This is a genomic window from Agrobacterium sp. MCAB5 (assembly GCF_052114365.1).
Taxonomy (GTDB): Bacteria; Pseudomonadota; Alphaproteobacteria; order Rhizobiales; family Rhizobiaceae; genus Agrobacterium; species Agrobacterium tumefaciens.
Genome location: NZ_JBFREP010000002.1, coordinates 462,125 through 488,086 on the forward strand (window position 1 = coordinate 462,125; position 25,962 = coordinate 488,086).

26 protein-coding genes are annotated in these 25,962 nt (G+C 57.9%); 17 read left to right on the forward strand and 9 right to left on the reverse strand.

The window, feature by feature from the left end; all coding sequences use genetic code 11:
- The first annotated feature begins 15 nt into the window (after positions 1-15).
- Positions 16-780: a sulfite exporter TauE/SafE family protein gene (locus AB4Z23_RS06895; RefSeq protein WP_003511429.1), complete on the forward strand. Its 765-nt coding sequence runs from the start codon at positions 16-18 to the stop codon at positions 778-780.
- 100 nt (positions 781-880) lie between these two features.
- On the opposite strand, the gene AB4Z23_RS06900 is transcribed toward AB4Z23_RS06895, so the two are convergent.
- Complete coding sequence (locus AB4Z23_RS06900) at positions 881-1,057, reverse strand: YdcH family protein (protein WP_003511430.1); 177 nt, start codon at positions 1,055-1,057, stop codon at positions 881-883.
- Between the two features lie 236 nt (positions 1,058-1,293).
- Between AB4Z23_RS06900 and AB4Z23_RS06905 the strand changes: the two genes are divergently transcribed.
- From AB4Z23_RS06905 to AB4Z23_RS06925, 5 genes are all read left to right on the forward strand, one after another.
- On the forward strand, positions 1,294-1,497 hold the full coding sequence (locus tag AB4Z23_RS06905; RefSeq protein ID WP_003511431.1) for a YdcH family protein: 204 nt from the start codon (positions 1,294-1,296) through the stop codon (positions 1,495-1,497).
- 154 nt (positions 1,498-1,651) lie between these two features.
- Positions 1,652-2,119 (forward strand): 5-(carboxyamino)imidazole ribonucleotide mutase, encoded by a 468-nt coding sequence (purE, locus tag AB4Z23_RS06910; RefSeq protein WP_034501985.1) that lies wholly within the window; start codon positions 1,652-1,654, stop codon positions 2,117-2,119.
- Positions 2,120-2,136: 17 nt separating this feature from the next.
- Entirely contained in the window at positions 2,137-3,219 is a 1,083-nt protein-coding gene (locus tag AB4Z23_RS06915) for a 5-(carboxyamino)imidazole ribonucleotide synthase (protein ID WP_025595384.1), read from the forward strand.
- A gap of 139 nt (positions 3,220-3,358) precedes the next feature.
- Positions 3,359-3,484, forward strand: coding sequence for a type B 50S ribosomal protein L36 (gene ykgO, locus AB4Z23_RS06920; RefSeq protein WP_003497670.1), 126 nt, complete (start codon positions 3,359-3,361; stop codon positions 3,482-3,484).
- Between the two features lie 100 nt (positions 3,485-3,584).
- Entirely contained in the window at positions 3,585-4,205 is a 621-nt protein-coding gene (locus AB4Z23_RS06925; RefSeq protein ID WP_025595383.1) for a tetratricopeptide repeat protein, read from the forward strand.
- 69 nt (positions 4,206-4,274) lie between these two features.
- Here AB4Z23_RS06925 and AB4Z23_RS06930 read toward each other — a convergent pair whose 3' ends face one another.
- The 3 genes from AB4Z23_RS06930 to AB4Z23_RS06940 all read right to left on the reverse strand — a co-directional run bounded on the left by AB4Z23_RS06930 (position 4,275) and on the right by AB4Z23_RS06940 (position 5,793).
- Entirely contained in the window at positions 4,275-4,532 is a 258-nt protein-coding gene (locus tag AB4Z23_RS06930) for a DUF2312 domain-containing protein (RefSeq protein WP_006314683.1), read from the reverse strand.
- A gap of 151 nt (positions 4,533-4,683) precedes the next feature.
- Positions 4,684-4,989 (reverse strand): DUF1244 domain-containing protein, encoded by a 306-nt coding sequence (locus tag AB4Z23_RS06935; RefSeq protein WP_025595382.1) that lies wholly within the window; start codon positions 4,987-4,989, stop codon positions 4,684-4,686.
- 15 nt (positions 4,990-5,004) lie between these two features.
- On the reverse strand, positions 5,005-5,793 hold the full coding sequence (locus AB4Z23_RS06940) for an N-formylglutamate amidohydrolase (RefSeq protein ID WP_035199675.1): 789 nt from the start codon (positions 5,791-5,793) through the stop codon (positions 5,005-5,007).
- A 273-nt stretch (positions 5,794-6,066) separates the two neighbouring features.
- Between AB4Z23_RS06940 and AB4Z23_RS06945 the strand changes: the two genes are divergently transcribed.
- Both AB4Z23_RS06945 and pyk read left to right on the forward strand, forming a co-directional pair.
- Positions 6,067-6,471: a DUF1036 domain-containing protein gene (locus tag AB4Z23_RS06945; RefSeq protein WP_370647635.1), complete on the forward strand. Its 405-nt coding sequence runs from the start codon at positions 6,067-6,069 to the stop codon at positions 6,469-6,471.
- Positions 6,471-7,910: a pyruvate kinase gene (gene pyk / locus AB4Z23_RS06950; protein ID WP_003511440.1), complete on the forward strand. Its 1,440-nt coding sequence runs from the start codon at positions 6,471-6,473 to the stop codon at positions 7,908-7,910. Before AB4Z23_RS06945 ends, pyk begins: the two co-directional genes overlap by 1 nt.
- A gap of 85 nt (positions 7,911-7,995) precedes the next feature.
- Here pyk and AB4Z23_RS06955 read toward each other — a convergent pair whose 3' ends face one another.
- Both AB4Z23_RS06955 and AB4Z23_RS06960 read right to left on the reverse strand, forming a co-directional pair.
- Positions 7,996-9,903, reverse strand: a complete 1,908-nt coding sequence (locus tag AB4Z23_RS06955; RefSeq protein ID WP_019564917.1) for a DUF882 domain-containing protein — start codon at positions 9,901-9,903, stop codon at positions 7,996-7,998.
- 176 nt (positions 9,904-10,079) lie between these two features.
- Entirely contained in the window at positions 10,080-11,624 is a 1,545-nt protein-coding gene (locus AB4Z23_RS06960) for a sigma-54-dependent transcriptional regulator (RefSeq protein ID WP_003511442.1), read from the reverse strand.
- Positions 11,625-11,793: 169 nt separating this feature from the next.
- Between AB4Z23_RS06960 and AB4Z23_RS06965 the strand changes: the two genes are divergently transcribed.
- Complete coding sequence (locus tag AB4Z23_RS06965; RefSeq protein ID WP_003511443.1) at positions 11,794-13,644, forward strand: M3 family oligoendopeptidase; 1,851 nt, start codon at positions 11,794-11,796, stop codon at positions 13,642-13,644.
- Between the two features lie 42 nt (positions 13,645-13,686).
- Complete coding sequence (locus AB4Z23_RS06970; protein ID WP_112178502.1) at positions 13,687-14,322, forward strand: aminotransferase class IV family protein; 636 nt, start codon at positions 13,687-13,689, stop codon at positions 14,320-14,322.
- Here the strand turns inward: AB4Z23_RS06970 and AB4Z23_RS06975 are convergent.
- The gene (locus tag AB4Z23_RS06975) at positions 14,319-15,227 is read right to left on the reverse strand and encodes a sensor domain-containing diguanylate cyclase (RefSeq protein WP_003511446.1); all 909 of its coding nucleotides are present in this window, start codon (positions 15,225-15,227) and stop codon (positions 14,319-14,321) included. The genes AB4Z23_RS06970 and AB4Z23_RS06975 overlap by 4 nt on opposite strands.
- A gap of 323 nt (positions 15,228-15,550) precedes the next feature.
- Here AB4Z23_RS06975 and AB4Z23_RS06980 point away from each other — a divergent pair, with 323 nt between their 5' ends.
- The 6 genes from AB4Z23_RS06980 to AB4Z23_RS07005 all read left to right on the forward strand — a co-directional run bounded on the left by AB4Z23_RS06980 (position 15,551) and on the right by AB4Z23_RS07005 (position 22,640).
- Entirely contained in the window at positions 15,551-16,996 is a 1,446-nt protein-coding gene (locus tag AB4Z23_RS06980) for a homospermidine synthase (RefSeq protein ID WP_065662451.1), read from the forward strand.
- Between the two features lie 148 nt (positions 16,997-17,144).
- The gene (gene omp10 / locus AB4Z23_RS06985) at positions 17,145-17,519 is read left to right on the forward strand and encodes an outer membrane lipoprotein Omp10 (protein ID WP_003511448.1); all 375 of its coding nucleotides are present in this window, start codon (positions 17,145-17,147) and stop codon (positions 17,517-17,519) included.
- A 217-nt stretch (positions 17,520-17,736) separates the two neighbouring features.
- Positions 17,737-19,668, forward strand: coding sequence for a 5'-nucleotidase C-terminal domain-containing protein (locus AB4Z23_RS06990; protein ID WP_065662450.1), 1,932 nt, complete (start codon positions 17,737-17,739; stop codon positions 19,666-19,668).
- 357 nt (positions 19,669-20,025) lie between these two features.
- Positions 20,026-21,060 carry a ferrochelatase gene (gene hemH / locus AB4Z23_RS06995; RefSeq protein ID WP_025595374.1) on the forward strand — a complete coding sequence of 345 codons (1,035 nt, stop codon included), beginning with the start codon at positions 20,026-20,028 and terminating at the stop codon, positions 21,058-21,060.
- Positions 21,061-21,120: 60 nt separating this feature from the next.
- Entirely contained in the window at positions 21,121-22,170 is a 1,050-nt protein-coding gene (locus AB4Z23_RS07000; RefSeq protein WP_019564923.1) for an SPFH domain-containing protein, read from the forward strand.
- Positions 22,171-22,172: 2 nt separating this feature from the next.
- The gene (locus tag AB4Z23_RS07005) at positions 22,173-22,640 is read left to right on the forward strand and encodes an NfeD family protein (protein WP_035199685.1); all 468 of its coding nucleotides are present in this window, start codon (positions 22,173-22,175) and stop codon (positions 22,638-22,640) included.
- Between the two features lie 3 nt (positions 22,641-22,643).
- Here the strand turns inward: AB4Z23_RS07005 and AB4Z23_RS07010 are convergent, their stop codons facing one another.
- Both AB4Z23_RS07010 and AB4Z23_RS07015 read right to left on the reverse strand, forming a co-directional pair.
- Positions 22,644-23,639 (reverse strand): KpsF/GutQ family sugar-phosphate isomerase, encoded by a 996-nt coding sequence (locus AB4Z23_RS07010; protein ID WP_112178504.1) that lies wholly within the window; start codon positions 23,637-23,639, stop codon positions 22,644-22,646.
- A 60-nt stretch (positions 23,640-23,699) separates the two neighbouring features.
- Positions 23,700-24,065: a PAS domain-containing protein gene (locus AB4Z23_RS07015; protein WP_013761857.1), complete on the reverse strand. Its 366-nt coding sequence runs from the start codon at positions 24,063-24,065 to the stop codon at positions 23,700-23,702.
- A 404-nt stretch (positions 24,066-24,469) separates the two neighbouring features.
- Between AB4Z23_RS07015 and uppP the strand changes: the two genes are divergently transcribed.
- Positions 24,470-25,948, forward strand: a complete 1,479-nt coding sequence (gene uppP, locus AB4Z23_RS07020) for a polysaccharide biosynthesis protein UppP (RefSeq protein WP_112178505.1) — start codon at positions 24,470-24,472, stop codon at positions 25,946-25,948.
- The last annotated feature ends 14 nt before the right edge of the window (positions 25,949-25,962 follow it).

Genomic DNA, 25,962 nt, shown 5'->3' on the forward strand with positions numbered 1-25,962 from the left:
GATCAACCTTCATCCATGCTGACCGATTTTCATTTTTTCCTCGTCGCCATCCCCGCAGTCGTGCTTGTCGGCCTTTCCAAGGGCGGGTTGGGCGGTGCGCTGGCACTGATGGGCGTGCCGCTGATGGCGCTTGCCATCCCGCCCGTGCAGGCGGCGGCAATCTTCCTGCCGATCCTGATCGTGATGGATCTTGTGGCGCTATGGGCCTGGCGGCACCACAACCACCGGCAAACGCTCCTCATCATGCTTCCGGGCGCGATCGCCGGCATTACTCTCGGCTGGGCGACATCAAGCCTCATCTCGGCAGACGCCATGCGCCTCGTCGTCGCCTCGGTGACGATCCTGTTCGTACTGCGTTATTTCCAGGAGAGCTTCAAAAGCCGCAAAGGGCAGGAGATTCCGGCCAGACCGCAGCGTCCGGTGGCCGCAACACTCTGGTCCAGCCTGTCCGGCTATGCGAGTTTCGTGGCCCATGCGGGTGGCCCACCCTTCCAGATCTATGTTCTGCCGCTGAAGCTCGATCCCAAGACCTATACCGGCATGAGCGTGCGTTTCTTCGCGATCATGAATGCAATCAAGCTCATTCCCTATTTCGCGCTGGGAGCGCTTGATGCAACCAACCTCAAGACATCGGCGAGCCTGTTGCCGGTGGCAATGCTGGCGACGCTTGCCGGCGCAAGGGTGGTGAAATATCTGAAACCATCAGTGTTCTACCCGCTGATGTATACCATGGCGCTGATCGCGGCGCTGAAACTGCTGTGGGACGGGCTGCCTTTCTAGACCCAAGGCGGCCACTAAAAAGCCCTGGCAGCACGCACGTACCGCCAGGGCCGAAAAAGAATCCGTCAGTCCTTCATCGAAGGCTGGGGAATGGCATCAATCAATGCCTTGTGGAGGCGCGAAGCCTCTGTAGTTCATCCTTCAGGCGCAGTTTACGGCGTTTGAGATCGGCGATCTCTCTATCGTCAGAGGACGGGGAAGCAAGAATACTTTCGAGCTCCTCCTCCAGAGCACCGTGTTTCTTTTCGAGCGATGCAATATGAGCCTGAATGGTCATGCGGCACGTCCTTCCATTTTTAAGCCTACCTCCAGCTCTCCATCGCTGGAGTTTCAGGTTTGCGACGACAATGTGACATGGATCGTTGGTCTTGTCGAAGGCGAAATGAAGGCAATAAGTGGGCAATTTGGTCGCAAGGGATAACTTCCCGTTACCGCGATTTGATGATAGAGGCTCGAGAACCGATGACATACGCGCCGGAGGCTCTCCGGCTGGCATAAAATGGGGATGACAAGATGCCCGATCAGGACCAGGCGGACATCAGGCTTACGCTGGCGCGGCTGCGCCAGGAGCATGAGGATTATGACGCTGCGATCAACGCGATGATCCAGACCAACTGCGATGCGCTGAGAATACAACGCATGAAAAAGAAAAAGCTGGCCGTCAAGGACAAGATGACCCAGATCGAAGATCAGGTCATTCCCGATATCATTGCCTAGAGTGGCTTCCGTGCTTCCTGCCGGATGCACGAGAGACGCTCTAATCTATTGAATTTACGCATCGTGCCTTGCAGAAATCAAAATCGATTTTTGCGCCTATGCTGTAAGCCGGAGAAGCGAAGTGACAGCAGAGACACCCCCCGTCGCCATCATCATGGGCAGCCAGTCCGACTGGGAGACCATGAAGAATGCCGCCGATACGCTGGACGCGCTGGACGTGGAATACGAAGCCCGCATCATTTCCGCCCACCGCACGCCTGATCGCCTTTATGATTTTGCCAATGGCGCGAAAGACGAAGGCTTCAAGGTCATCATCGCGGGTGCCGGCGGCGCCGCCCATCTGCCGGGCATGACCGCCGCCATGACCCCGCTGCCGGTTTTCGGCGTCCCGGTACAATCCAAGACGATGTCCGGGCAGGACAGCCTCTATTCCATCGTCCAGATGCCCGCTGGCATTCCCGTCGGAACGCTTGCCATCGGCAAGGCCGGCGCTATCAATGCCGCACTTCTGGCAGCTGCGGTTCTGGCGCTGGGTGACGAGGACCTGGCAGACCGGCTCGATGCATGGCGCGCGCGCCAGTCAGCGGCCGTTGCCGAATATCCCATGGACAGCGCCCAGTGACAGCCTCTGACACGACGATGAATACGAACAATCTCACCATCGGCATCATCGGCGGCGGGCAGCTTGGCCGCATGCTGGCAATGGCAGCCGCACGCCTCAACCACCGCACCATCGTTCTCGAACCGCAAGCCGATTGTCCGGCGGCGCAGGTCTGCAACAGCCAGATCGTCGCGGAATACGGTGACGAGACGGCGCTTGCGGAACTCGCTCGCCTTTGCGATGTCGTGACCTACGAATTCGAGAACGTACCCGTCACCGCAGCCGAGACGCTCAGCGCTTCAGTTCCCGTTTATCCCCCCCCGCAGGCTCTCAGCGCCTCGCAGGATAGGCTGACGGAGAAACGCTTCCTCAACGGTTGCGGCATTCCGACCGCCGATTTCCGCGCCGTGGATAATCAGGAAGAACTGGAGGCGGCATTGGCCGCTTTTGGTGGCAAGGGTGTGCTGAAAACCCGCCGCATGGGCTATGACGGCAAGGGCCAGAGGCTTTTCAAGGGTGGTGAGGACATCGCAGGCGCCTTCGCAACACTCGGTGGCGTGCCGCTCATCCTCGAAAGCTTCGTCGCTTTCGAGCGGGAAATCTCGATCATTGCCGCCCGTTTCAGGGATGGCACCGTTACCTGCTACGATCCGGCCGAAAACATTCATCTGAACGGCATTCTGCATACATCCACCGTGCCGGCAGCACTCTCCGATGCGGCGAAGGCGGTTGCCGTGCAATCGGCGGAAAAGCTTCTGGCCGCGCTCGACTATGTCGGCGTGATCGGCATCGAGTTTTTCGTGCTGCCAGATGGTTCGCTCGTTGCCAATGAAATGGCGCCGCGCGTGCACAATACCGGCCACTGGACGGAAGCGGCCTGCGTGGTCTCGCAATTCGAACAGCATATACGAGCCGTCTCCGGTCTTGTCCCCGGCAGCACGGCCCGCCATTCGGATTGCGTCATGACGAACCTCATCGGCGATGACATCAACGATGTGCCAGCATGGCTTTCGAAAAAAGACTGTCTCGTGCATCTTTACGGCAAGACACAAGCACGGCCTGGCCGCAAGATGGGCCACGTGACCGAGCTTTTGCACACAGGAAAAGCCTCAGTCTTTTAAGGCAAAGACGTCTGGAAGTGTTGACAGGCAGGGGTCAAACGGGTATTTGCCTGCCAACCGAAAAGAGCGCGCCCCGTTGCGCGCTTTTGATTGTTTGAATAAGCACGGTAAAAGCCGTGCAAAACTGCGGACCAGTAAAATGAAAATCAAGAATTCGCTTAAAGCGCTTAAGGCCCGTCATCGCGATAACCGCCTGGTTCGCCGCAAGGGCCGCGTCTACATCATCAACAAGCAGAACCCGCGCTTCAAGGCTCGTCAGGGCTGATTGAGTGCCACTGCGGTTCGCGATCACATCGCGGATCACTTTGTTGACAGTGCAGAACTTTGCATTTGATATTGGGCGCAGTCGGGTTAAGCTTTAACCCATGCGCCCAAATCGTTTTTGCACGGCTATCATCGTCGCTCAGGGTTTCCTGCTTTCGGGCCTCCTGCTTTCAGGAATGGCGTCCCTTGGTCATGCGGCAGATAGTCAGCCTCCCGCAGCCATGGAGGCTGCGCCTTCACCTGCAAAGACAGTTGACAGTCTTTTCGCATCGCTGAAAAAAGAGCGGAATGCGGTCAAGGCGCGCAGCATTGCCAACCAGATCGCTTCCGAATGGAACGATTCCGGCAGCGCGACAATCAATCTCCTGATGCAGTGGGCAGGCGAAGCCGCAGACGAGAAGCGCAACGCCGCCGCTTACGATTTTCTCGACCAGGCTATTTTACTCGATCCGGACTACATGCAGGCGCCCTATCGCCGCGCCATGGTGCATTTTGCGGATGGCGACACCCGAAAGGCGATGGCGGATATCAATCTGACGCTGGAGAAGGAGCCGCGCTATTTTCCGGCATTGGCGAGCCTTGCAAACATCCTCGAAGCCTCAGGCCGTGACGATCTGGCGCTGAAAGCCTGGGAACGCTATCTCGCGCTCTATCCCGCGGACAAGGACGCCCGCAAAGAGGCCGCTGACCTTTCTGAAAAGCTGGCTGGCACTCGCAGCTGAATATCGCAGACGATCCAAACAAAAATCGCCGCAAAAGCGGCGATTTTTCATTGTGGGACCGTCAACCGATCATTCCATGCCAAGCGCAGCCATATAGGTCTGAAGAATGGTTTCTTCCTCGATACGCTCGTTGGCGTCCTTCTTGCGCAGGCGGATGATGGTGCGGATCGCCTTGGTATCGTAGCCACGACCCTTCGCCTCGCCCATGACATCCTTGATGTCTCCCTGAATGGCGGCCTTTTCCTCTTCGAGACGCTCGACGCGCTCGATGAATTGACGCAGTTCGGCGGCGGCGACGGTTTCGGTGGTGCTCGTTTCGTCCATCATATCATCCTTCATTGGTAGCAGCTCGGGTGAGCCTTGTTCATTAAATCCAGGCGAAGCCTTCGCCGGTCGCCGCCAGCCGGGCAGCAAAAATTCCGGCCTGTGACCTGCCCACTGACGGGCCTCACGTCAAGTCGTTTCCGTCGCTCGGGGGTTATTCCGTTGGCTTGTTCTGCTCAAAGGCGGCTTTCTGGGCGTTGCTCGCCTCCGCCTGATATTTTTCCTTCCACTCCTCATAGGGCATTCCGTAGACGATTTCCCGGGATTGCTCCTTGGTGAGTGCAACGCCGGCCTCGTTAGCGGCTTCCCCATACCAGTTGGAAAGGCAATTCCGGCAAAAGCCCGCGAGATTCATCAGGTCGATGTTCTGCACATCGTGACGCTCGCGAAGATGCTCGACGAGACGGCGAAATGCGGCGGCCTCGAATTCAATCTGCTGTTTGTCATTCGGTGTCGTCATGGGGCAGCTCCAGGCTCAGTAGGGGCCGGTGCGAGAGGTGAACAGCTCATATTCATGCAAAATGGGATCGTCGTTCATTGCGGCGAAAATGGGAGCGAGCCGGTCCGACCATTCGGCAATCCCTTCCTCATCCGCGATCAAATCCTGCCGAACTTCAAGAAGCGCATGCGGTATGCCCTTCATCATGCAATGGCGATACATGGTATCGCCCTTCAGCGCCCCGTCATAGGGTTCGTTGTCACCAACGAGAATGTCGCCGGTCGCGCGCAGATGCGCCAGAAGCGGATCGACCGCACGATTATCCGTGTCCCACAGAACCGCCGCATGCCAGGGCCGCGGTGTTTCTTTCCAGAACGGCGTGTACGAATGCAGCGACAGAACAAGCGGCGCTTCCCCCGACGACTGCGCTACACCGGTGAGCACGCGATCGACGGCATTGTGATAGGGACGATGAAAAAACTCGATCCGTCTTTGCCATTCATCATCCGAAATCGGGTGGTTGCCGGGGATGATCGCCCCGTCCGAAATCTTCATGATAAGGGTCGGATCGTCCTCGCCGCGATTGGGGTCGATCAGGAGACGCGAAAATCGTCCAAGCACGGCCGGCACGCCGAGGCGGGCCGCAAGAGAGCGCGTCAGCCCTTCAATGCCAATATCAAATGCGATGTGACGATGAAAAGCGGTTTGCGGAAGACCAAGTTTGCCGTAGTGTGCCGGCAGGAGGTTCATGGCATGGTCCGCCAGAAGAACCATGCCTTTGTCATAATCGCCTTCTATGATTTCATAGGGTATGAAGTCGTTCATCGATAATTTTCTGGGGCAGGATTGAGGAGAAAAGCTTGATGGCATGGCTTGAGGCCGGGCGCAAGTTTCGGCGACAGAACAGCCATCTACCTTATCGCACTCACGATCCCACGAACAATATAATCGATTAAACTCGCGTTGACTTTCTTTGGCGGCCACGCCAAGAAGTGTGTTCATTATAACCATGGAATCCGGATGGAAGCCGTGACTCAGTCATCTCTCGCTCTTCCTCGCCACTTTCGGCATCTTGCCCGTCTTTTCTCCGCAGCGGCATTGTTTCTGACCCCGTTTGTCTTCGTGGAGGCCGCGCATGCGGATTTCCGCGTCTGCAACAGCACGCAAAACCTCGTGGGGGTCGCAATCGGCTACCGGGCGCAGGACGGCTGGGTCAGTGAAGGTTGGTGGCAGGTCCCCTCCTCCACCTGCGCAACGCTGATAGAGGGTGAGTTGCAGTCGCGTTATTATTATCTTTATGCCGAGGACGCCGCTCACGGCGGCCGTTGGACCGGTGACGTCAACATGTGCGTGGCGGAAAACGAGTTCAAAATCGCCGGCGTAGACGATTGTTATGCCCGCAGCTTCCAGAGAATGGGTTTCAAGGAATATGACACGGGCAGACAGGGCAGCTGGATGGTCCAGCTTTCCGATACGCCAGGCACACAGGGAAATCAAAACTGATGAAGCGTAACCGCAAAGTCAAAATTCTTGCAACTCTCGGCCCCGCCTCTTCCGACGAGGCAATGATCGAAAAGCTGCATCTGGCCGGCGCCGATCTCTTCCGCATCAACATGAGCCATGCGAGCCACGACGTGATGCGGACGCTGATTGAGCGTATTCGCTCCGTCGAAAGCCGTAACGGCCGTCCCATCGGCATTCTGGCCGACTTGCAGGGTCCCAAGCTGCGCGTCGGTAAATTTGCCGAAACCAAGGTTGATCTCGTTCCCGGCCAGACGTTTACGCTGGACAATAACGATACGCCCGGCGACAACACCCGCGTTTTCCTGCCGCATCCTGAAATTCTCGAAGCGGTCAAGCCTGGCCACCGCCTGCTGATCGATGACGGCAAGCTGCATCTGCGCGCTGAGAAGAGCGACGGCAAGAGCATCGTCACCACTGTTGTTTCGGGCACCCGGATTTCCGACCGCAAGGGCATTAGCCTGCCCGACACCCTGCTCGGCGTCGGCGTTCTGACCGACAAGGACCGCGTCGACCTCGACGCCGTTCTTGCAACCAACGAAGTGGACTGGGTTGCTCTTTCCTTCGTTCAGCGCCCGGAAGACCTGGCCGAAGTGCGCAAGATTTCGCGCGGTCGCGTTGGCCTGATGTCCAAGATCGAGAAGCCGCAGGCTATTGAGCGCATCGAAGAAATCATCGAGCTTTCCGACGCATTGATGGTCGCACGCGGCGATCTCGGCGTGGAAATGCCGCTGGAAGCCGTTCCGGGCATCCAGAAACAGCTGACCCGCGCCTGCCGTCGTGCCGGCAAGCCGGTTGTCGTTGCCACGCAGATGCTGGAATCGATGATCACAGCTCCGGTTCCGACCCGTGCGGAAGTTTCGGACGTTGCGACTGCCGTATTCGAAGGCGCCGACGCCATCATGCTCTCGGCCGAGTCCGCTTCCGGCGATTATCCGATCGAAGCCGTATCGACCATGGCATCCATCGCCAGCACGGTGGAACAAGACCCCTATTATTCCAACATCATCTACGCGCAGCGCCCACAGCCGGAAGCGACGGGTGCAGACGCCATTTCGCTTGCTGCCCGCCAGATTGCCGAAACGCTGAAGCTCGCCGCGATCGTCACCTACACCTCGTCCGGCACAACGGGTCTGCGCGCCGCGCGCGAGCGGCCACAGGTTCCGATCATTGCGCTTTCGCCGATCATCCAGACCGCACGCCGTCTGTCGGTCGTCTGGGGCCTGCATTGCGTGGTTACCGGTGACGCCAGCGATCTGGACGATATGGTGAACCGCGCTTGTCGCATCGTCGTGTCCGAAGGTTTCGGCAAGCCGGGCGACCGCATCATCATCTCCGCCGGCGTGCCGCTCGGCACCCCGGGCGCGACCAACATGGTGCGCATCGCCTATATCGGTTCGGACGGCCAGAGCGGCGTCTGATATCGCGATATCAAGCATAATAAAAAACCCGCCGTCACCGGCGGGTTTTTTGTTGGCCTTTCGGCCGCATTGCAGAAAGCGAGGCTCAGTGCATCTTCACCGGCGTGCTGAAACGGCTGGACTCGATCGCCGCTGCACCGGGCTTGAAGCTAGCCGATGTGGCGGAAGCCGACATGTCGTGGCTGAGCATACGGTTGGCGACGACGCGCGGCGCCTTCACCGAACGGCCGGTCGAGCCCTTGTTCTGGTTGAGCGCCCAGTCAGAGATCAGATCCTGCGTCAGACGACCACCGCCGACCATGGCCTGATGGGAAACGGCGGCATCCTGCCTGCTCGGGCGTGAGCCCTTGGTCGGTAAGCCGGCCGTCAGCCCACCATTGATGGAAGGTTTCAGATCAAAGGCGTCACCGAAACCTGCCTCTGGCTCAGCCTTAGCCGTTTCGGCGGGCGCGACTGTAACCTTGTGGTTGACGGCAGCCGGGAACGGCGCGGCTGTCGGCACGGTAGCGGAATTGATCTGCGAACGGGCGGCCTGACCGCTCTGTTCCAGAGCAGCAACCACAGTCGGCGAAAGCGTATCTTTCCGCTCTTCGGCGAGATCTTCGTCGCCTTCCGGATCAGCATTGGCCTGTGCCAGCAGGGCTTCCGCCACAGCCGGACGATTGGCCGGCACCGGAATAGACGCAAGTTCGCCACTCGCTGCGGGTGTCGCACCATCTGCGGATGCGGTCAGGATCGATCCTTCAGCATCGCCACGCATGCCACGCGGCCCAAGAAGCGTCGGCACAGGCACGGATACCTCAGCCAGATCGGCAAACTGCTGACGCTCGGCCGGAGCAGAGGTCGGCGTCGGCGTTGTCGCAGCCTGGAGGGCATCCTGCGCCGCATTACGGGCCGGAGAATAAAGCGCGGTGGCAAGGCCCGTATTGGCCGGAGGCTGGTTGCCGAAAGCTGGACGTGCAATGGGCAGCGGCGCAGTGCTCACACCGGGAAGCGGTTGGGCGGAAGCAACGGCGATCGTCGGTTCTGGCTCAGGTGCAGCAGGCGGTGGCGTTGCAGGGCGAGCGACAGCCGGACGTTCTGCGGGCTGCGGCGTTGCGATGCTATCGGGATCTTCATCCTCGTCGCCTCCGCCAAAGAGCGCCTGCAACAGTGTCTTGCGCTTGCCGCCACCACCGGAGGACGCAGGGCCGGCACCGGCGCTGGAAGCAACCTGAATGGAAGAGGAATTGACGCGCTTCTTGTAGTCAGCCAAGGCCTGTTCATAACCGGGAAGCGGATTGCCGTCGGAAGGAACGTGCAGCGTATTGCCCTTGGGGAAGATACGCACGAGTTCCTGACGGCTCATGCGCGGCCAGGCACGAACGCCGCCGACATCCATGTGCACGAAGGGAGAACCCGAGGTCGGGTAGAAACCTACGCCGCCAATCTGCATCTGCATGCCGATTTCGCGCAGTGTGGAAAGCTTCACGCCCGGAATGTAAAAATCCATGGCCTTGCCGAGCATATGCTGGCTTTTTTCCGCCACGCCCTTGGTGCGCGTGCGCAGGAGGCCGTTAGTCTCAGGCGAACGGAAGGCCGAAACGACGTTGATGTAATCGGTCGCGCCACTGCGGCGGTAGACTTCCCAGACAAGATCGAAAAGACGCGGGTCCATCCGCGTCGGCTGGTTACGACGCCAGTCACGCAAAAAGCGGTTCAGCTCTTGCAGACCCTTCTGGTCGTATTTTCCGTTGCGCTTGAAGGTTATGACCGCCTTCTCGCGTGTATGGATATAATACAGTTTGAGACTGCGCGTTTCGGCGAAAGCTTCCGTCGCCGAGACACCTGCGAATGGCATTGCGGCGAGCATCAAGCAGGCAAAGGTGACAGCGCGTGCCGACAGCTTCGTGCATATATCCTTGATCAAGCCGCGCGCGATCTTGGTCGACAGCGCGATATTTCGATGCAGATATGGCAATTCGATCCCCGCCTGGAAGACAATTTCTGTCACATTGCCTCAAATGAACGTCAAATACGGTGACACGATGGCAAAATTGCCACACAGATGCAACCTTCCTCTATATAGTGAATCAGCCACTAACAAGAGGTTTATAGACGGTAAGCGGATATCCTTGCTCAGAAGTTAACGAATCTTGCTATCTGCCGTCGAACAGGCGGTTTGTGCAATCAGGCCGCATCGCGCAACGGATCGTCCGGATCAATGCCATAATCCTTCAGCTTGCGATAAAGCGTCGAGCGGCCGATACCAAGTTTCCTTGCGACCTGACTCATCTGCCCGCGATAAAAACGAAGGGCAAAACGGATAAGCTCCTCTTCGATCTCGGCCAGCTTCCTGATATTGCCTGAGTCGTCCATGCTGGAGATCAAGTTTCCTCCCCGGTATATCGTGGTGGAAATATCTGACGCCTCATCCAGAATGGCGTGACTTTCGGCGGCCGGTGGCGGCGGAGAATAGGCGGCGAGTTTCAGCGACGATCCAGACGGCGACCGGATCGACTCACCCGCATCGTCCCCACCTGCGAATTCCGGCAATTGCAGCGCGATTTGCGGAAAATCGGAATCCGCCAGTTCCTCGCCCTGCGACAGCACGACGGCGCGGAAGACCGCATTTTCAAGCTGGCGGATATTGCCCGGCCAGTCATAGGCCGTTAGCAATGCCAGCGCGCTGGCATCGAGGCCGACGGGATTTGGCAATTTCTGTTCCACCGAAAAACGCTCCGCGAACACCCGTGCCAGATGGGGAATATCCTCCTTGCGCCGGCGCAACGCCGGAATGGTGATAGGAAAGACGTTGAGGCGATAATACAGGTCCTCGCGGAAGCGGCCTTCCTTCACCTCTTCGATGAGATTCTTGTTGGTGGCGGAAATCAGGCGGACATTCACCTTCTGCACACGCGCGGAACCGACAGTTTCGATTTCGCCCTGCTGAACTGCCCGCAGTAGCTTTACCTGCACGTCGAGCGGCAGATCACCGATTTCATCGAGGAACAGCGTTCCGCCATCCGCTTCCATGAACTTGCCAACGTGTTTTTCCGTGGCACCGGTAAAAGCGCCCTTCTCGTGACCGAAAAGAATACTCTCCACCAGATTGTGCGGGATAGCGCCGCAATTGACGGTGATGAATGGTTTGTTCGCCCTGTCGCCAGCCGACTGGATTGCACGGGCGACCATTTCCTTGCCGACGCCGGATTCGCCTTCCAGCACCACGGGAATGCTGGACTGGGCGGCGCGCTGCGCCAGTTCTATCACCCTCAGCATGGCCGGGCTTGCGGAAACGATATCAGTAAAATTCACGGCATTGCTCCGTCCGCGCCTGCCCGTGCGGGCCTTTGCCTCTCTCCTGTCGAGCTTGAGGGCATTGGAGATGGCGGCGCCGATCCGTTCCGGCGAGACCGGCTTGACGACGAAATCGAAGGCGCCGGCGCGCATGGCCTGCACGACGGTATCGATGCCGCCCTGCCCCGTCTGGACGATGACCGGGACGTCGGTGCCGAGTTCGCCAACGGCTTTCAGGAAGGCGAGGCCATCCATTTCCGGCATCATCAGGTCGAGGACGACAACATTGATCTCGCCGCTATATTGCTTGAGCAGCTCCAGCCCCGCCCTGCCGTTTTCTGCAAGCAAGGCCAGATGCCCATAACGTTCCACCGCATTTTTGAGCAGGCGGCGCTGGACGGGATCATCGTCTATCACGAGAACATGCGCGGTCATTTTTGGCTCCGGTTTCCGGTTTATGGACCTGCGTCATGCGGTCCCTTGTGGCGCACTCTGGCACAGGAGATTTGAACATCCAGTTTTGAGATTTGCTTGCATTTTATCCATTGCTGCGGGAAACAAAGGCCCCATATGCTGCGCAGGCATAACGACAAGGACGCGTTCGATGACCCTCAATCGCCCAACACCGCACCCCGTATTTTCGCTTGCCGAAACCTCCGGCCCTGCCCTTGGCGACCTGCCCGGCTGGAAACTCTCGGATCTCTATCCCTCGGGCGATTCGCCGGAATACAAGGGCGACATTGAGAAGGCGGCGACGCTGGCGGCGGCTTTCGAGGATAAATGGAAGGGCAAGCTTGAAGACGCCGCAAAGGCGACGGGCGCCAACGGCATCGGCGCTGCTCTCAAGGAATATGAAGCGCTGGACGATCTTATCGGCCGCATCGGTTCCTTTGCGGGGCTGACGTATTTTTCAGATACCTCCAACCCGGCAAACGGCAAGCTTTACGGCGACGCCCAGGCGAAACTGACGGATATTTCCGCCCATCTGCTGTTCTTTACGCTTGAACTGAACCGCATCGACGACGCCGTAATGGATGCCTGCATGGCAAACGATGCCTTAGCTGGGCACTACAGGCCGTGGCTGGTGGATTTGCGCAAGGACAAGCCGCACCAGCTCGATGACCAGCTCGAACAGCTATTCCTCGAAAAATCGATGACGAGTGCCAGCGCCTTCAACCGCCTGTTCGATGAGACGATGGCCGACCTGCGCTTCGATATAGACGGCGCAAGCCTTTCGCTGGAAGTAACGCTCAATATGCTTCAGGAGCCGGAGCCGGAAACTCGCAAGAAGGCGGCACAGGCGCTCAGCACCACCTTCACCAATAATCTGCGGGTCTTCACCCTCATCACCAACACACTGGCCAAGGACAAGGATATTTCCGACCGCTGGCGCAAGTTCGAAGACATCGCCGACAGCCGCCATCTGGCAAACCGTGTGGAGCGCGAGGTAGTCGACGCTCTGGCTGCCGCCGTGAAAAATGCCTATCCGCGCCTTTCGCATCGTTATTACGCCATGAAGGCAAAATGGCTCGGCATGGAACAGATGAACTACTGGGACCGCAACGCGCCGCTTCCCGATACATCGAATACGATCATTCCATGGGATGAGGCGAAGGACACCGTGCTGTCCGCCTATGGCGATTTTGCGCCGGAGATGGCCGATATCGCCCGCCGTTTCTTCGATGAGCAATGGATCGACGCCCCCGCCCGGCCCGGCAAGGCGCCGGGAGCCTTCGCGCATCCGACCGTGCCTTCGGCCCATCCTTATGTCCTCGTCAACTATCTCGGCAAACCGCGCGACGTGATGACGCTTGCCCATGAGCTTGGCCACGGCGTGCACCAGGTGCTGGCCGGCGACCAAGGCGCGCTGATGTGCGCGACGCCGCTGACGCTTGCCGAAACTGCCTCCGTTTTCGGAGAAATGCTGACCTTCCGCAAATTGCTTGACGACACGAAGGACGTCAGGGAACGCAAGGCCATGCTCGCCCGCAAGGTCGAGGACATGATCAACACGGTCGTGCGACAGATCGCGTTTTATGAATTCGAACGCAAGCTGCACACCGCCCGCAAGCAGGGTGAGTTGACCTCCGAACAGATCGGTGAATTGTGGCTTTCCATTCAGGCCGAGAGCCTCGGCCCGGCGATCAAGATTTCCGAAGGGTATGAGACCTGGTGGACCTACATCCCCCATTTCATCCACTCTCCCTTCTATGTTTATGCCTATGCCTTCGGTGATTGCCTGGTGAACTCGCTGTATGCCGTTTACCAGAAGGCCGAGACCGGCTTTCAGGAGAAATATTTCGAGCTTTTGAAAGCAGGCGGCACCAAGCACCATTCGGAACTTCTGAAACCATTCGGCCTCGATGCGACGGACCCTTCCTTCTGGGACAAGGGTCTTGCCATGATCGAAGGGCTGATCGACGAACTGGAAGCGCTTGACAGCAAACAGGCCTGATCGGCTCCGAAAAATACCGATGACAGGCGACGAGCAAAGGCAATGAAACGCAAACCCGCCGATCTGACCTTGAGAGAAACGCTGCGCTGGGAGCCGCAATCGGGCTTTCAGCGCATTGACCAGCATATGCGCCGGCTATTGCGCTCAGCCGATGCGCTCGGTTTCCGAGCACCGGCCAACGCGGTTCAGGTACTGGAGAAGAAGGTGGGCGGCGAAAGTCCGCTCTGCGTGAAGCTGGTCATGAACTACAAGGGTGAGCTCGATATCGAAACGGCCGAGTTTCGGCCGTTGCAGGAGGAAACCGTCTGGCGGATCCGCATCGCGACGCAAACCAGGCTTGATTCCACCGACACTTTCTATCGCCACAAATCATCGCGCCGGGAACCCTATGATGCCGCCCGCGCCGAATTTTCAGCCGGGGATGCAGACGAGGTTCTGCTGCTCAACGAGCGCGGCGAGTTGTGCGAGGGATCATCGACCAGCATCTTCGTCGAAATGCCGGACGGGCAATTGCTGACGCCGCCGCTCGACAGCGGTATTCTGCCGGGCGTCCTGCGTGCCGATCTCATCCGCCAGCGCAAGGCACGCGGGCAGGCATTGAAGCCGGAGGACATTGCCGGTCGACGGCTGTTCGTGGGAAATTCGCTGCATGGGCTGATTGCGGCGGAGCTGGTCTAAACCGTCACCGCCAAAAGCCGGTCGCGGCCCTTTTCCTTGGCAGCGTAAAGCGCCTGATCGGCGCGCATGAAAACATCGTCGGCACTTTCTGCCATCCGATAGGTCGTCATTCCAGCGGAACAGCTATAGGAAAAATCCGGAAACTCGGCCAGAGGTCTGGAAAGACGCACCTTTTGCAGTAGCCGCTCGACGATCTCCCGGCTCTCAACAACCGAACTGCGCGGCAGGATGAGCATGAATTCTTCACCGCCGATCCTCCCAAAACAATCCACCCGCCGGACGACGGAATGGGCGATTCCGACAAAATCGCGCAGCACCGCATCGCCGCATTTGTGGCCGAAACGATCGTTGATGTGCTTGAAAAAGTCGATGTCGAGCGTGCAAAGGCAAAAGGGCGCTTCAAGCCCCTTGCCGACCCGCTCCACCTGCAGCGCGAGTTTGGCGAAAACAAAACGCCGGTTCGCCGTTCCCGTCAATTCGTCGGTCTGCGAGGCGCGCACCGCCAGATCCCGGTCCTGCCGCAGGGTTCTGTAGCCCTGGCGCAATTCGGTGACATCGCTTGCGACACACAGCATCCAGCCATCCTGCTGCACCGTCTCCGTCATCCAGAACCAGCGGCCGTCATACATGTCCATCTCGAAGGCACGATACGGCAGCTTGCCGCGCCGGGACTGCGCCGACAAAAGCCAGCCCTCGAAATCGCTGTTTCTGACGACCACGCCGGTTCGCAGGCGGTGGTTCAAGCGCATGATTTCCGCCCAGGTCGAAAAATCATCGTCGGCAAGCTGAAAGCTCTGCCGAAACGACGGGTTGGCATGCCGCAACCGGTCTTCGGAATCGTAAAGTGCAATAAGAACGGGGGTGGCGCTCTGAAGCGCTGCGACACGCTCGATAAGACTATTCAACAGGCAACACTCCTGTGATGACGAAAATCCCCCTTTTCGTCATCTTGCAAAAGCCCCCAAGCCCTAGGACATATACACGAAAAGAAGAACGTGATTATAAACGTAGTCTCTAAAATGCGAAGGGGAAGAATGCGGTCGGAAGGTCTCGACTTCAATCTCGCCGGATCGCAACCGCGCAGAACGGGATCACCACACACCAACCCGTCACAACTTTCGCATCGCGGGCTTGCGCCACCGTCATATGTCCGTCATGCACCTGCCCTTTATTGTGGCACGCTTTTATGATCTAGCTTACTTATTGGCTTAAAAAGGAAAAATGACGAATGACGGACGCAAACCATCCGATTTACGGCGATATTGACGGCCCCATCATCATGATCGGCTTCGGCTCCATCGGGCGCGGCACTCTTCCGTTGATCGAACGTCATTTCAACTTCGACAAGACCAGGCTCGTCGTCATCGACCCGCGCGAGGATATCGCAGCGTATCTGGCCGAGAGAAACATTCGCCATATCCGTACGCATCTGACCAAAGAAAACTACAAGGAGGTGCTCAAGCCACTCCTTAAAGGGGTTCAGGGTCAGGGCTTCTGCGTCAATCTTTCGGTCGATGCCGCATCCGTCGATCTGATGAGGCTCTGCCGCAAACATGGCATGCTCTACATCGACACCGTAGTGGAGCCGTGGCCCGGCTTTTACTTCGATGCCGACGCCGACAATGCCTCCCGTACCAATTATTCGCTGCGCGAGACCATGCTGAAAGAAAAGGCTCGGAAACCGGGCGGCACAACGGCCGTTTCCACCTGCGGTGCAAATCCCGGCATGGTGTCCTGGTTCGTAAAACAGGCGCTGGTCAATCTCGCCAAGGATAGCGGTCTCGACATCGAAGAGCCCCAACCGCATGACCAGCAGGCATGGGCAAAGCTCATGCAGCAGCTCGGCGTCAAGGGCGTGCATGTGGCAGAGCGCGATACGCAGCGGGCAAAAAATCCCAAGCCCTTCGGCGCATTCTGGAACACCTGGTCCGTCGAGGGTTTTATCGCCGAAGGTTTTCAGCCCGCCGAACTCGGCTGGGGAACGCATGAAAACTGGATGCCGAAAAACGCGAAAAAACAAAAAAAGGGCAGCAAGGCAGCGATCTATCTCGATCAGCCCGGCGCCAATACGCGGGTACGGACATGGTGTCCCGGACAAGGGCCGCAATATGGATTTCTGGTCACCCACAACGAGGCGATCTCGATTTCCGACTATTTCACCGTCCGCAATGACGATGGCGATCTGATCTACCGGCCCACCTGTCACTATGCCTACCACCCCTGCAACGACGCCGTCCTTTCCCTGCACGAACTTTTCGGTAATGGCGGCACGCCGCAGCCGATCCAGCATGTGCTTGGCGAAGACGAGCTTGTCGATGGTGCCGACGAGCTGGGTGTTCTTCTCTACGGCCATGACAAAAATGCCTATTGGTATGGCTCGCGGCTAACGTTGCAGGAGGCACGGGCGCTCGCCCCCAGCCAGAACGCGACCGGATTGCAGGTCAGCTCCGCGGTACTGGCCGGAATGGTCTGGGCGCTTGAAAATCCGCAGGCCGGCATCGTCGAGGCGGATGAAATGGATTATCGCCGTTGCCTTGAGGTGCAGCGTCCCTATCTTGGACCGGTCGAAGGACATTACACGGACTGGACGCCGCTCGACGGTCGCCCGGGACTGTTTCCAGACAATATCGACACCTCGGATCCTTGGCAGTTCCGCAACATCCTCGTGCGCTGAGGGCATGGCGTCTCATATTTGTCACGCAGGTGTTTTCATGACGGATGTCAGGAACCCGGGAGAGCAAACAACGTTGCCTTGAAATAAATAACGCTTCACGGCATGGTCGAAACATCAGGGTTTCATCGAATCGCAGGAGAACAGGCTCATGAACTTCAAGACAAGCGCTGCTTTGCTTTGTGCCGCAATCGCGGTGTCTTCATGCGTTGCGCCGGGTCCCTCCCAGCAGACGTCGATGGCACCCTCGCTTGCCCGCGGCCCGGCCGTGGATGGCCGCTGGATCGACCGCAACGGCATCGTATCGACATTCCAGAACGGTGCTTTCTCCACCCGTTCGACCGATACCAACACGCTTCTGGCATCAGGCACCTATGTTACGATTTCGCCGACGCTCTATGAAATCAACATGACGTCGTTGGTGCGCAACACGCAATCGCGCGTCAACTGCGCGCTCGTCTCCCCGTCACAACTGAATTGCACGACAGACAGCAACAGCCAGTTCTCGCTAACGCGTCAGGGCTGATAACACAGACTTTTCAATGGCATGAGCTTTTAAAACGCACGCCTCAAGCGTGCGTTTTGCTTTATTGCGCCACTGTCACAATTTCCGCTTGCGGCAGCTGCCGCTAAATGGAAACATCGCGCTTTGAAAGACTGACATACTTTCAGACTAGAGAACGAGCACGGCCTAATGATGATCGACCGGCCAGGGCTTCCGCTTTGAACAGGAGAGAGGGACCATGAAGAAAATTTTGAGACTGAGTATGCTGAGCGTTTCCGCGATAACGCTTTCAGCCGGAGCGGCTCTGGCCGATTACGAACTCAACATTCTTCACATTAACGATTTTCACTCCCGTATCGAATCGATCAATAAATTCGACTCGACCTGCTCAGCGGAAGAGGAAGGCAAAAACGAATGCTTTGGCGGCGCCGCGCGCCTCTTGACCGCAATCAACCAGACAAGGGACGCGCTCAAGGCTCAAGGCAAGAACGTTCTCCTGCTCAATGCCGGCGACAATTTTCAAGGCTCGCTGTTCTACACCACCTACAAGGGTACCGTTGAAGCCGAAGTGCTGAACGCCATGAAGTTCGACGCCATGACCGTCGGCAACCATGAATTCGACGATAGCGAAGACGGGCTTGCGGGCTTCCTCGACAAGGTTCAGTTTCCGGTCGTGACCGCCAATGTGGTTGCCAGCGCCGCCTCGAAAATCGGCGATCGCGTCAAGCCGTCCATCGTCCTTGAAGTCGGCGGCCAGAAAATCGGCATTGTCGGCGCTGTCGCCAACGACACGGCGGAACTTGCGACCCCCGGCCCCAACATCACCATTGCGGAAGATGTCGCGAAAATCAGCGAACAGGTGCAGAAGCTGAAAGGCGAGGGTGTCAACAAGATCATTGCCCTGACCCATGTCGGATATCCACGCGACCTCGAATTCATCGCGAAAATCCCGGATGTGGACGTCGTTGTCGGCGGCCACTCGCATACTTTGCTCTCCAACACCGACCAGAAGGCCGAAGGACCTTACCCGACACTCGTCGACAATCCCGGCGGCTACAAGGTTCCGGTCGTTCAGGCAGGGCAATACAGCAAATATCTGGGTGACCTGCGCGTCGTCTTCGATGACAGCGGCGTGGTCAAGGAAAGCAAGGGCGATCCGATCCTGATCGATTCATCCTTCAAACCCGACGAAGCAACGCTCAAGCGTATCGATGAACTGAAAGCACCGATCGAGGCGCTGAAATCGAAGGTCGTCGGCACTTCGGAAGGCCCGATCGAAGGTGACCGCAAGGTTTGCCGCGTCAAAGAATGCTCCATGGGTAATCTGGTAGCGGATGCGACCCTTGCCCGCGTCAAGGATCAGGGCGTCACCATCGCTTTCGCAAATAGCGGTGGCCTGCGCTCCTCCATCGATAGCGGCGATGTCTCGATGGGCGAAGTCCTGACGGTTCTGCCGTTCCAGAACACGGTCGCGACTTTCCAGCTGAAGGGCGAGGATATTCGCGCTGCCCTCGAAAACGGCGTCAGCCAGATCGACGATGGCGCAGGTCGTTTCATGCAGGTTTCAGGCATGAAATATTCCTTCGACCGCTCCAAGCCGGCCGGCAGCCGCGTTACTGCGGTCGAGGTCAAGGAGGGCGACGCTTTCGTGCCTCTCGACCCGGCAAAGACCTACACTGTTGCAGCGAATAATTACGTTCGCACCGGCGGCGATGGCTTCAAGGTATTCGCGACCAAGGCGATCAACGCCTATGACTTCGGCCCCAACCTCGAAGAGGCTGTAGCTGCATATATTACGGCCAACAGCCCCTATAAGCCCTTCACGGACGGCCGCATCACCGAAGTGACGCCTGCCGGTTATGTAGCTCCGGCAAAGCCCGCTGCTCCAGCGCCTGCCGCAACAGCACCGGCGGCAACTGCAACCGCTCCGGCCGCCACACCGGCCCCGGCTCCCGCAGCACCTGCTGCGACTGCACCTGCCACCACCACGCCGGCAGCGGCCGCGGCTGCCGCCAGCAAATATGTCGTCGCAAAGGGCGATTCGCTCTGGAAGATCGCGGCGGAGAAGTATGGCGACGGTGCCCTTTGGACCAGGATTGCCAAGGCAAACACGCTGAAGCATCCGAACCATATCGAGATCGGCGAGGAACTGGAGGTTCCGGCTCAATAAGCCGCGAACACATACAGACAGGGCAATTTGCCGCAGACGGGAAGCCGGCCTCGCACCATGAGGCCGGCTTCTTATTTTCCCTTTAAAAACAGATCATTACAGGCTGCGTTTTATCAAAAGACAATGCGTCCGTTACCGCACCTCGGAAATCACCTCCGCAGGTGGTTCAATCCTTACAAATTTCGTCTAGAACACGTGAACAAATTGACGGCACGAGCATATAGCTTGAGCATTTCCGGCAAAACCGCGTCACGGTTTGCGTCCGGCCATGTATAAAAACAAAAAATGGAGCGTTTCCGCCCTTTATCCCAAACGGAAACGTTCTCACGCAACCAGTACGAGTTCAGGGTGTCATTCATGACGACAGAATTATCCGCACTTCCCGTAGACCATCCCCGCGTAAGATTTGGCAAGGTTGGCGTTCTGCTTGTCAATCTTGGCACGCCGGATGGTACGGACTATTGGCCGATGCGCCGTTATCTGGCGGAATTTCTGAGCGACAAACGCGTGATCGAATGGTCGCGCCTCTACTGGTATCCGATCCTGTACGGCATCGTCCTCAACAAGCGCCCGCAGAAGGTCGGCAAGGCCTATGAGGCAATCTGGAACCGCGATCGCAACGAAAGCTATCTGCGCACCTATACTCGCAGCCAAGGCGAACTGATGGCACAGGCGCTGAAGGATTTGCCGAATGTAGTCGTTGACTGGGCCATGCGCTACGGCCAGCCTTCCATCGCCTCGAAAATCGACGCGCTGAAGGAGCAGGGATGCGAGAAAATCCTGCTATTCCCGCTCTATCCGCAATATGCCGCATCGACCACGGCGACGGTGAACGACAAGGCTTTCGAACATCTGATGAAGCTGCGCTGGCAGCCCGCCATCCGTACCGTTCCGCCCTATCATGACGATCCTGCCTATATCGAGGGGCTTGCCGCCTCCGTCAAAAACCATCTGGCAACGCTGGACTGGGAACCGGAGATGCTGATCACCTCCTTCCACGGCATTCCGCAATCCTACTTCAGGAAGGGCGATCCCTATTATTGCCACTGCCAGAAGACCGCCCGTCTGCTGAAGGAAGCGCTGGGACGGACCGAGAAGAACTTCATGATCACCTTCCAGTCGCGTTTTGGGCCAGAAGAATGGCTGCAGCCCTATACCGACAAGACCATGGAAAAGCTGGCATCCGAGGGCATCAAACGCATCGCCGTCATGAACCCCGGTTTCGTATCGGATTGTCTTGAAACGCTGGAGGAAATTGCCGGTGAGGCCGGAGAAATCTTCCTGCATCATGGCGGCGAGAAATTCACCCACATCCCGTGTCTCAACGACAGCGTCGAGGGTATGACAGTTCTCGAAAAGGTTGTACGACAAGAGTTGCAAGGTTGGGTGTAATCTTGCCATAACGATGCGGGTGTAAGATCCCAAAAGGTTGTGGTGCTGGAGGAGGAAGTGATGATTGCATTGGGCGGTTTCGATATCGTCGTCATAGCGGCGGTTGTTTTGGTCATTCTGGTGCTCTTTGCCGGCATCAAGACCGTACCGCAGGGGCATCGCTACACGGTTGAACGGTTCGGGCGCTACACCCGCACACTCGAGCCGGGCCTCAACCTCATCGTGCCGTTCTTCGAAAGCATCGGTTCGAAGATGAATGTGATGGAGCAGGTTCTGCATATACCGACACAGGAAGTTATCACCCGCGATAATGCCAGTGTCTCGGCTGATGCCGTCACTTTCTATCAGGTCCTCAATGCCGCACAGGCCGCTTACCAGATCACCAATCTGGAAATGGCTATTGAAAACCTCACCATGACCAACATCCGCTCGGTAATGGGCTCGATGGATCTCGATGAGTTATTGTCGAACCGTGATGCCATCAACGATCGCCTGCTGCGCGTGGTTGACGAGGCGGTGGGACCATGGGGTATCAAGGTCACGCGCATCGAGATCAAAGATATCGCGCCGCCGAAAGATCTCGTCGATTCCATGGCAAGGCAGATGAAGGCGGAGCGTGAAAAACGTGCGCAGGTGCTGGAGGCCGAGGGCGCCCGCAATGCTCAGATTCTGCGCGCAGAGGGCGCAAAACAATCTGCCATTCTCGAGGCGGAAGGCCAGCGCGAAGCGGCGTTCCGCGATGCCGAGGCCCGCGAGCGTCTGGCCGAGGCTGAAGCCAACGCCACCCGTATGGTGTCGGAAGCCATCGCTGCCGGCAATGTCCACGCGATCAATTACTTCGTTGCCCAGAAATATACCGAAGCGCTCTCCAATATCGGCACAGCCAAAAACTCGAAAATCGTGTTGATGCCGATGGAGGCTTCTGCGTTGATCGGCTCACTCGGCGGCATAGGGGCAATCGCCCGCGACGTCTTCGGCGACAAGGGCGATGCACCAACGGCGCCCGCCGTCCCCGCATCTTCCCGCTCGGTGCCGCCGTCGCGGCCTTCGGCCCAGGCCATCAACGTGACAATTCCCGGTAATCCCTTCGGCTCTTCATCGGAGAAGTGACGATGCTGCAACGGCTTGCCACGGAACTGGGACCATGGAGCTGGTGGATTGCCGGCTTCATTCTGCTGGCTGCCGAGCTGGTCGCTCCGGGCGTGTTTCTGATCTGGATTGGCATTGCCGCGCTGGTGATCGGCGCTCTCTCCCTGCTGTTTTGGGATGCTGCATTCTGGGCGTGGCAATTGCAACTGGTACTGTTTGCCGCCCTCTCCATCGCCTTCGCCCTGCTTGGCCGGAAATATTTCGGCAAAAATCGGGAGGCAAGCGACGAACCCTTCCTCAATCAGCGGGAAGCCAGCCTTGTTGGCCGCACAGCAACCCTGCAGGAGCCGGTTGTCGAAGGACGCGGCCGCATAAGGCTGGACGATACCTGGTGGTCCGTTAACGGTGAGGACATGCCAGCCGGAACACGTGTCAGGATCGCAGCTGCGCGTGGCCGCACCCTGACAATAGAGCCGCTCGACCGCTCATAGCGATCAGGCCACACCGATTCTCAACAGATCGTGGAAATGCACCAGCCCTATTGGTCGGTTATCGTCATCAACGACGATCAGCGCACCGATATGGAATTTTTCCAGCGTCGCGAGAGCGCTGGTCGCCAGCACCGATTTTTTGACCGTTTTCGGAGTACGGGTCATGATGTCGTCCACCGTCAATTCCGCGAGGTTGCGCGACAGGTTGCGCGCCATATCGCCCTCGGTCACGATGCCACACAGACGGCCATCCTCGTCCAGAATACCGACGCAGCCGAAATGCTTGCGGGAAAGAACACTGACTGCTTCCGGCATGGAAGTTCCCTTGCCGACTAGCGGCACCCGGTCGCCGGTATGCATGATGTCGCTGACAAGCGTAAGGCCCGCGCCCAGTTTGCCGCCGGGGTGAAACACCTTGAAATCACCGGCAGTGAAATTGCGTGCTTCCAGAAGCGCAACGGCAAGGGCATCGCCAAGTGCCAGCTGCATCAATGTGGAGGTGGTAGGCGCAAGACCGAGCGGGCAGGCTTCCTGTTCATTGGGAACCAGAAGCACGATATCGGCTGCCTTCGCCAGCGATGCACTCTCCGAACAGGTAAGTGCAATCAGCGGGATGGAGAAACGGCGCGAATAGTTGATGATGCTACGCAGCTCTGAACTTTCACCGCCTTTGGAGATCGCCAGCACTACGTCATCACCGCCGATCATGCCCAGATCGCCGTGGTTGGCCTCTGCCGCATGCACGAAAAACGCAGGCGTTCCCGTGGAGGCGAAGGTGGCCGCGAGCTTGGCGCCTATGTGGCCGCTTTTACCGACACCGGTGATGATGAGGCGGCCACTAGACTGGCCGATCGTCTCGATCGCCTTGCAGAAAGGTTCGGAAAGCCCGTTTTTGAGGGCCTCTTCAAGAGCGGCAAGGCCAGCCCTCTCCATCGAAATCGTCCGCACGGCGGATTCAATCGCATTGTCTTCAACCAGTTTGACGGCTCTCGTAATCATGGCCGACTGTTACTATTTCAACCGGAATAAGTCCACTCTACAGCCGAAAATCGCCGCTCTTTAGTGACGCAGGTTCGGCGGAGAAATCTCCTCCATCGTTCCCATCCGCTTGAAAGGGATGTTCTCTTCATCGACCAAATATCGCCCGACTGTCCTTATCCACGAGATAGAGCCGTCATCACGGCGCACAGCATATTCCTGATGGTAAAAGCTGGCGGCCTTGAGCGTCGTGAGCGCAGTTTCGATCACATGATTGCGATGGCCGATATCCACTTTTTCGAGCATCTGGAAAATGCTGATGCCCTGCATCGCCTGCCGCAAAGGAATGCCCAAGAGTTCAGCGCAGACTTCGTCTAGATAGAATCGGTCATTGGTAATATCCCAGCAATAAAAACCGACCTGCTTGACGTTCAAAACGGGATTCATGAAACGACGCTGTGACACAAAATAAAAATCAATTGGATTGCTAAAATAAAACGGATGAGTTCCACCCAATCATAGGGCGATTCCGTGCCAAAATGAAACGTTTAAATCTGATCATATTAGAAATATTGGGCATCTCGGCAAATTTTCTTCAGTCGCGGTGCCGAAGCGGCCAGATCGAACGAGGAAGCCCCCCAGCTTTGCCGCAGCCACAGATGTGGTGAAATCCGGGAGGTCTTTATCAACTGTTAACCATAAAAATCCTATTGTTAAAGCGATATTAAAACTTGCGTCGCGTGTCTGGTCTCTAGGTCGTCCACTTCATCTGTCTGCCGCTCATTCGGCTTCAGGAAATGCTGAGACGAACTTTCGATCCGACATCGGCCAAATGCGCCGGGTGAAGAGGAATGATTGTGAAGGGCACCGCCACACGTCTGCCGACGTCGCGGAAAGCAGCAACCCTGCTGCTGCTTGCCTGTACGCTTCTCTACACCCCGGGAACTGTTTTCGCGCAAACAGCGGCCACGCGGCTGCCGGTCGCAGTTCCATCCGGCGATTCAACGCTGGCAGAGAACCCGACAACGACAACTGAAAACGAGGCAAGCACGGTGCGAGCAGCACCGCCACAGCAACTATGGCGCCCCTCGAATAATCCGGGCGACCCCATTTCCGAACAGCAGGAAGAAGCGGGCCAGCCTTATGCCGACGCGGAAAACCCATATGAGCCAACGGTAGACGGCGGTGAAAACCCGCAAAGAGCCACCGAACCCGGACAAACCCCCGGCATCCGGCTCGGTACATTCCTGCTGCGGCCTTCGATCGGCCAAACGATCAATACGGAAAAGCAGACGAACACTGGCGGCCCTTCCAGACGTAACTACCTAACGACAGGTATTCGCGGCACGCTAACCAGCGACTGGTCCCGCCATGCGCTGACTGTAACAGGCGATGGCGCCTGGGAGAAAAATTTCGGCAGCAAGAATGGTGAAGAGCCGAGGGCGCGGATAGAAGCCGATCTGCGCCTCGATCTCGGCGAAGAAACGACGGCTAATCTCAAGGCGGGTTACGAATTCAGTCGTGAAGGCACCACGGACCCCAACGCTTTGACCGGCGCTGCCGTGCAGGGCGGAGAACACCGTTTCACGACCGGCGCATCGATCCAACGGGATTTCGGCAAACTGCGCGGGTTGGCGGCGCTCGATCTGTCGCGTACGGTCTACACGGACGCAAAGGGCATAAACGGCCAGCCGATTAGTCTTAGCGATCGCGACCAGAACGGCGCGAACCTGCGCGGCCGCATCGGCTACGAATTGTCACCGGCCCTGATCCCGTTCCTCGAATTGAACGCGGGAACGACCAAATATGACAGGCGCCTGGACAATACCGGTTACGCACGATCCTCGAATTCCTACGGCGCCAAAATTGGAGCCGAGGTCGATCTTGGCGAGAAGACCCGCGGCGAGGCCGCCATCGGCTATCTACGCAAACAATATGACGACGACCGCATCGCTTCCATCGGCGCGCTGACACTGGACGGCGAACTGAACTGGTCGCCGCAGCGCGGCACCAACGTCAATCTTGGCCTGCGCACGACGATAGAGGATTTCGCCGGCGGACCACAGGGCGGCTGGATTTCCTATCGGCTGGATGCCGGGCTGACCCATGAATTGCGCAGCAATCTGGTCGCGCGGCTGACCGGGCAGATCGTGCACCGGACATTTCCCTCCTCCGATATCGAGGATGCCGTGGAATACACCGCAGGCGCTGGCTTGACCTGGGGGCTGAACCGCTATCTCGATCTGACGGCGGACGTTAGTTATCAGTGGACGCCAATTTATGACAGCAACGAACTGCGCGTCGGCGCGGGGCTTGTCCTGAAACGATAGCGTCGCCCCAAACA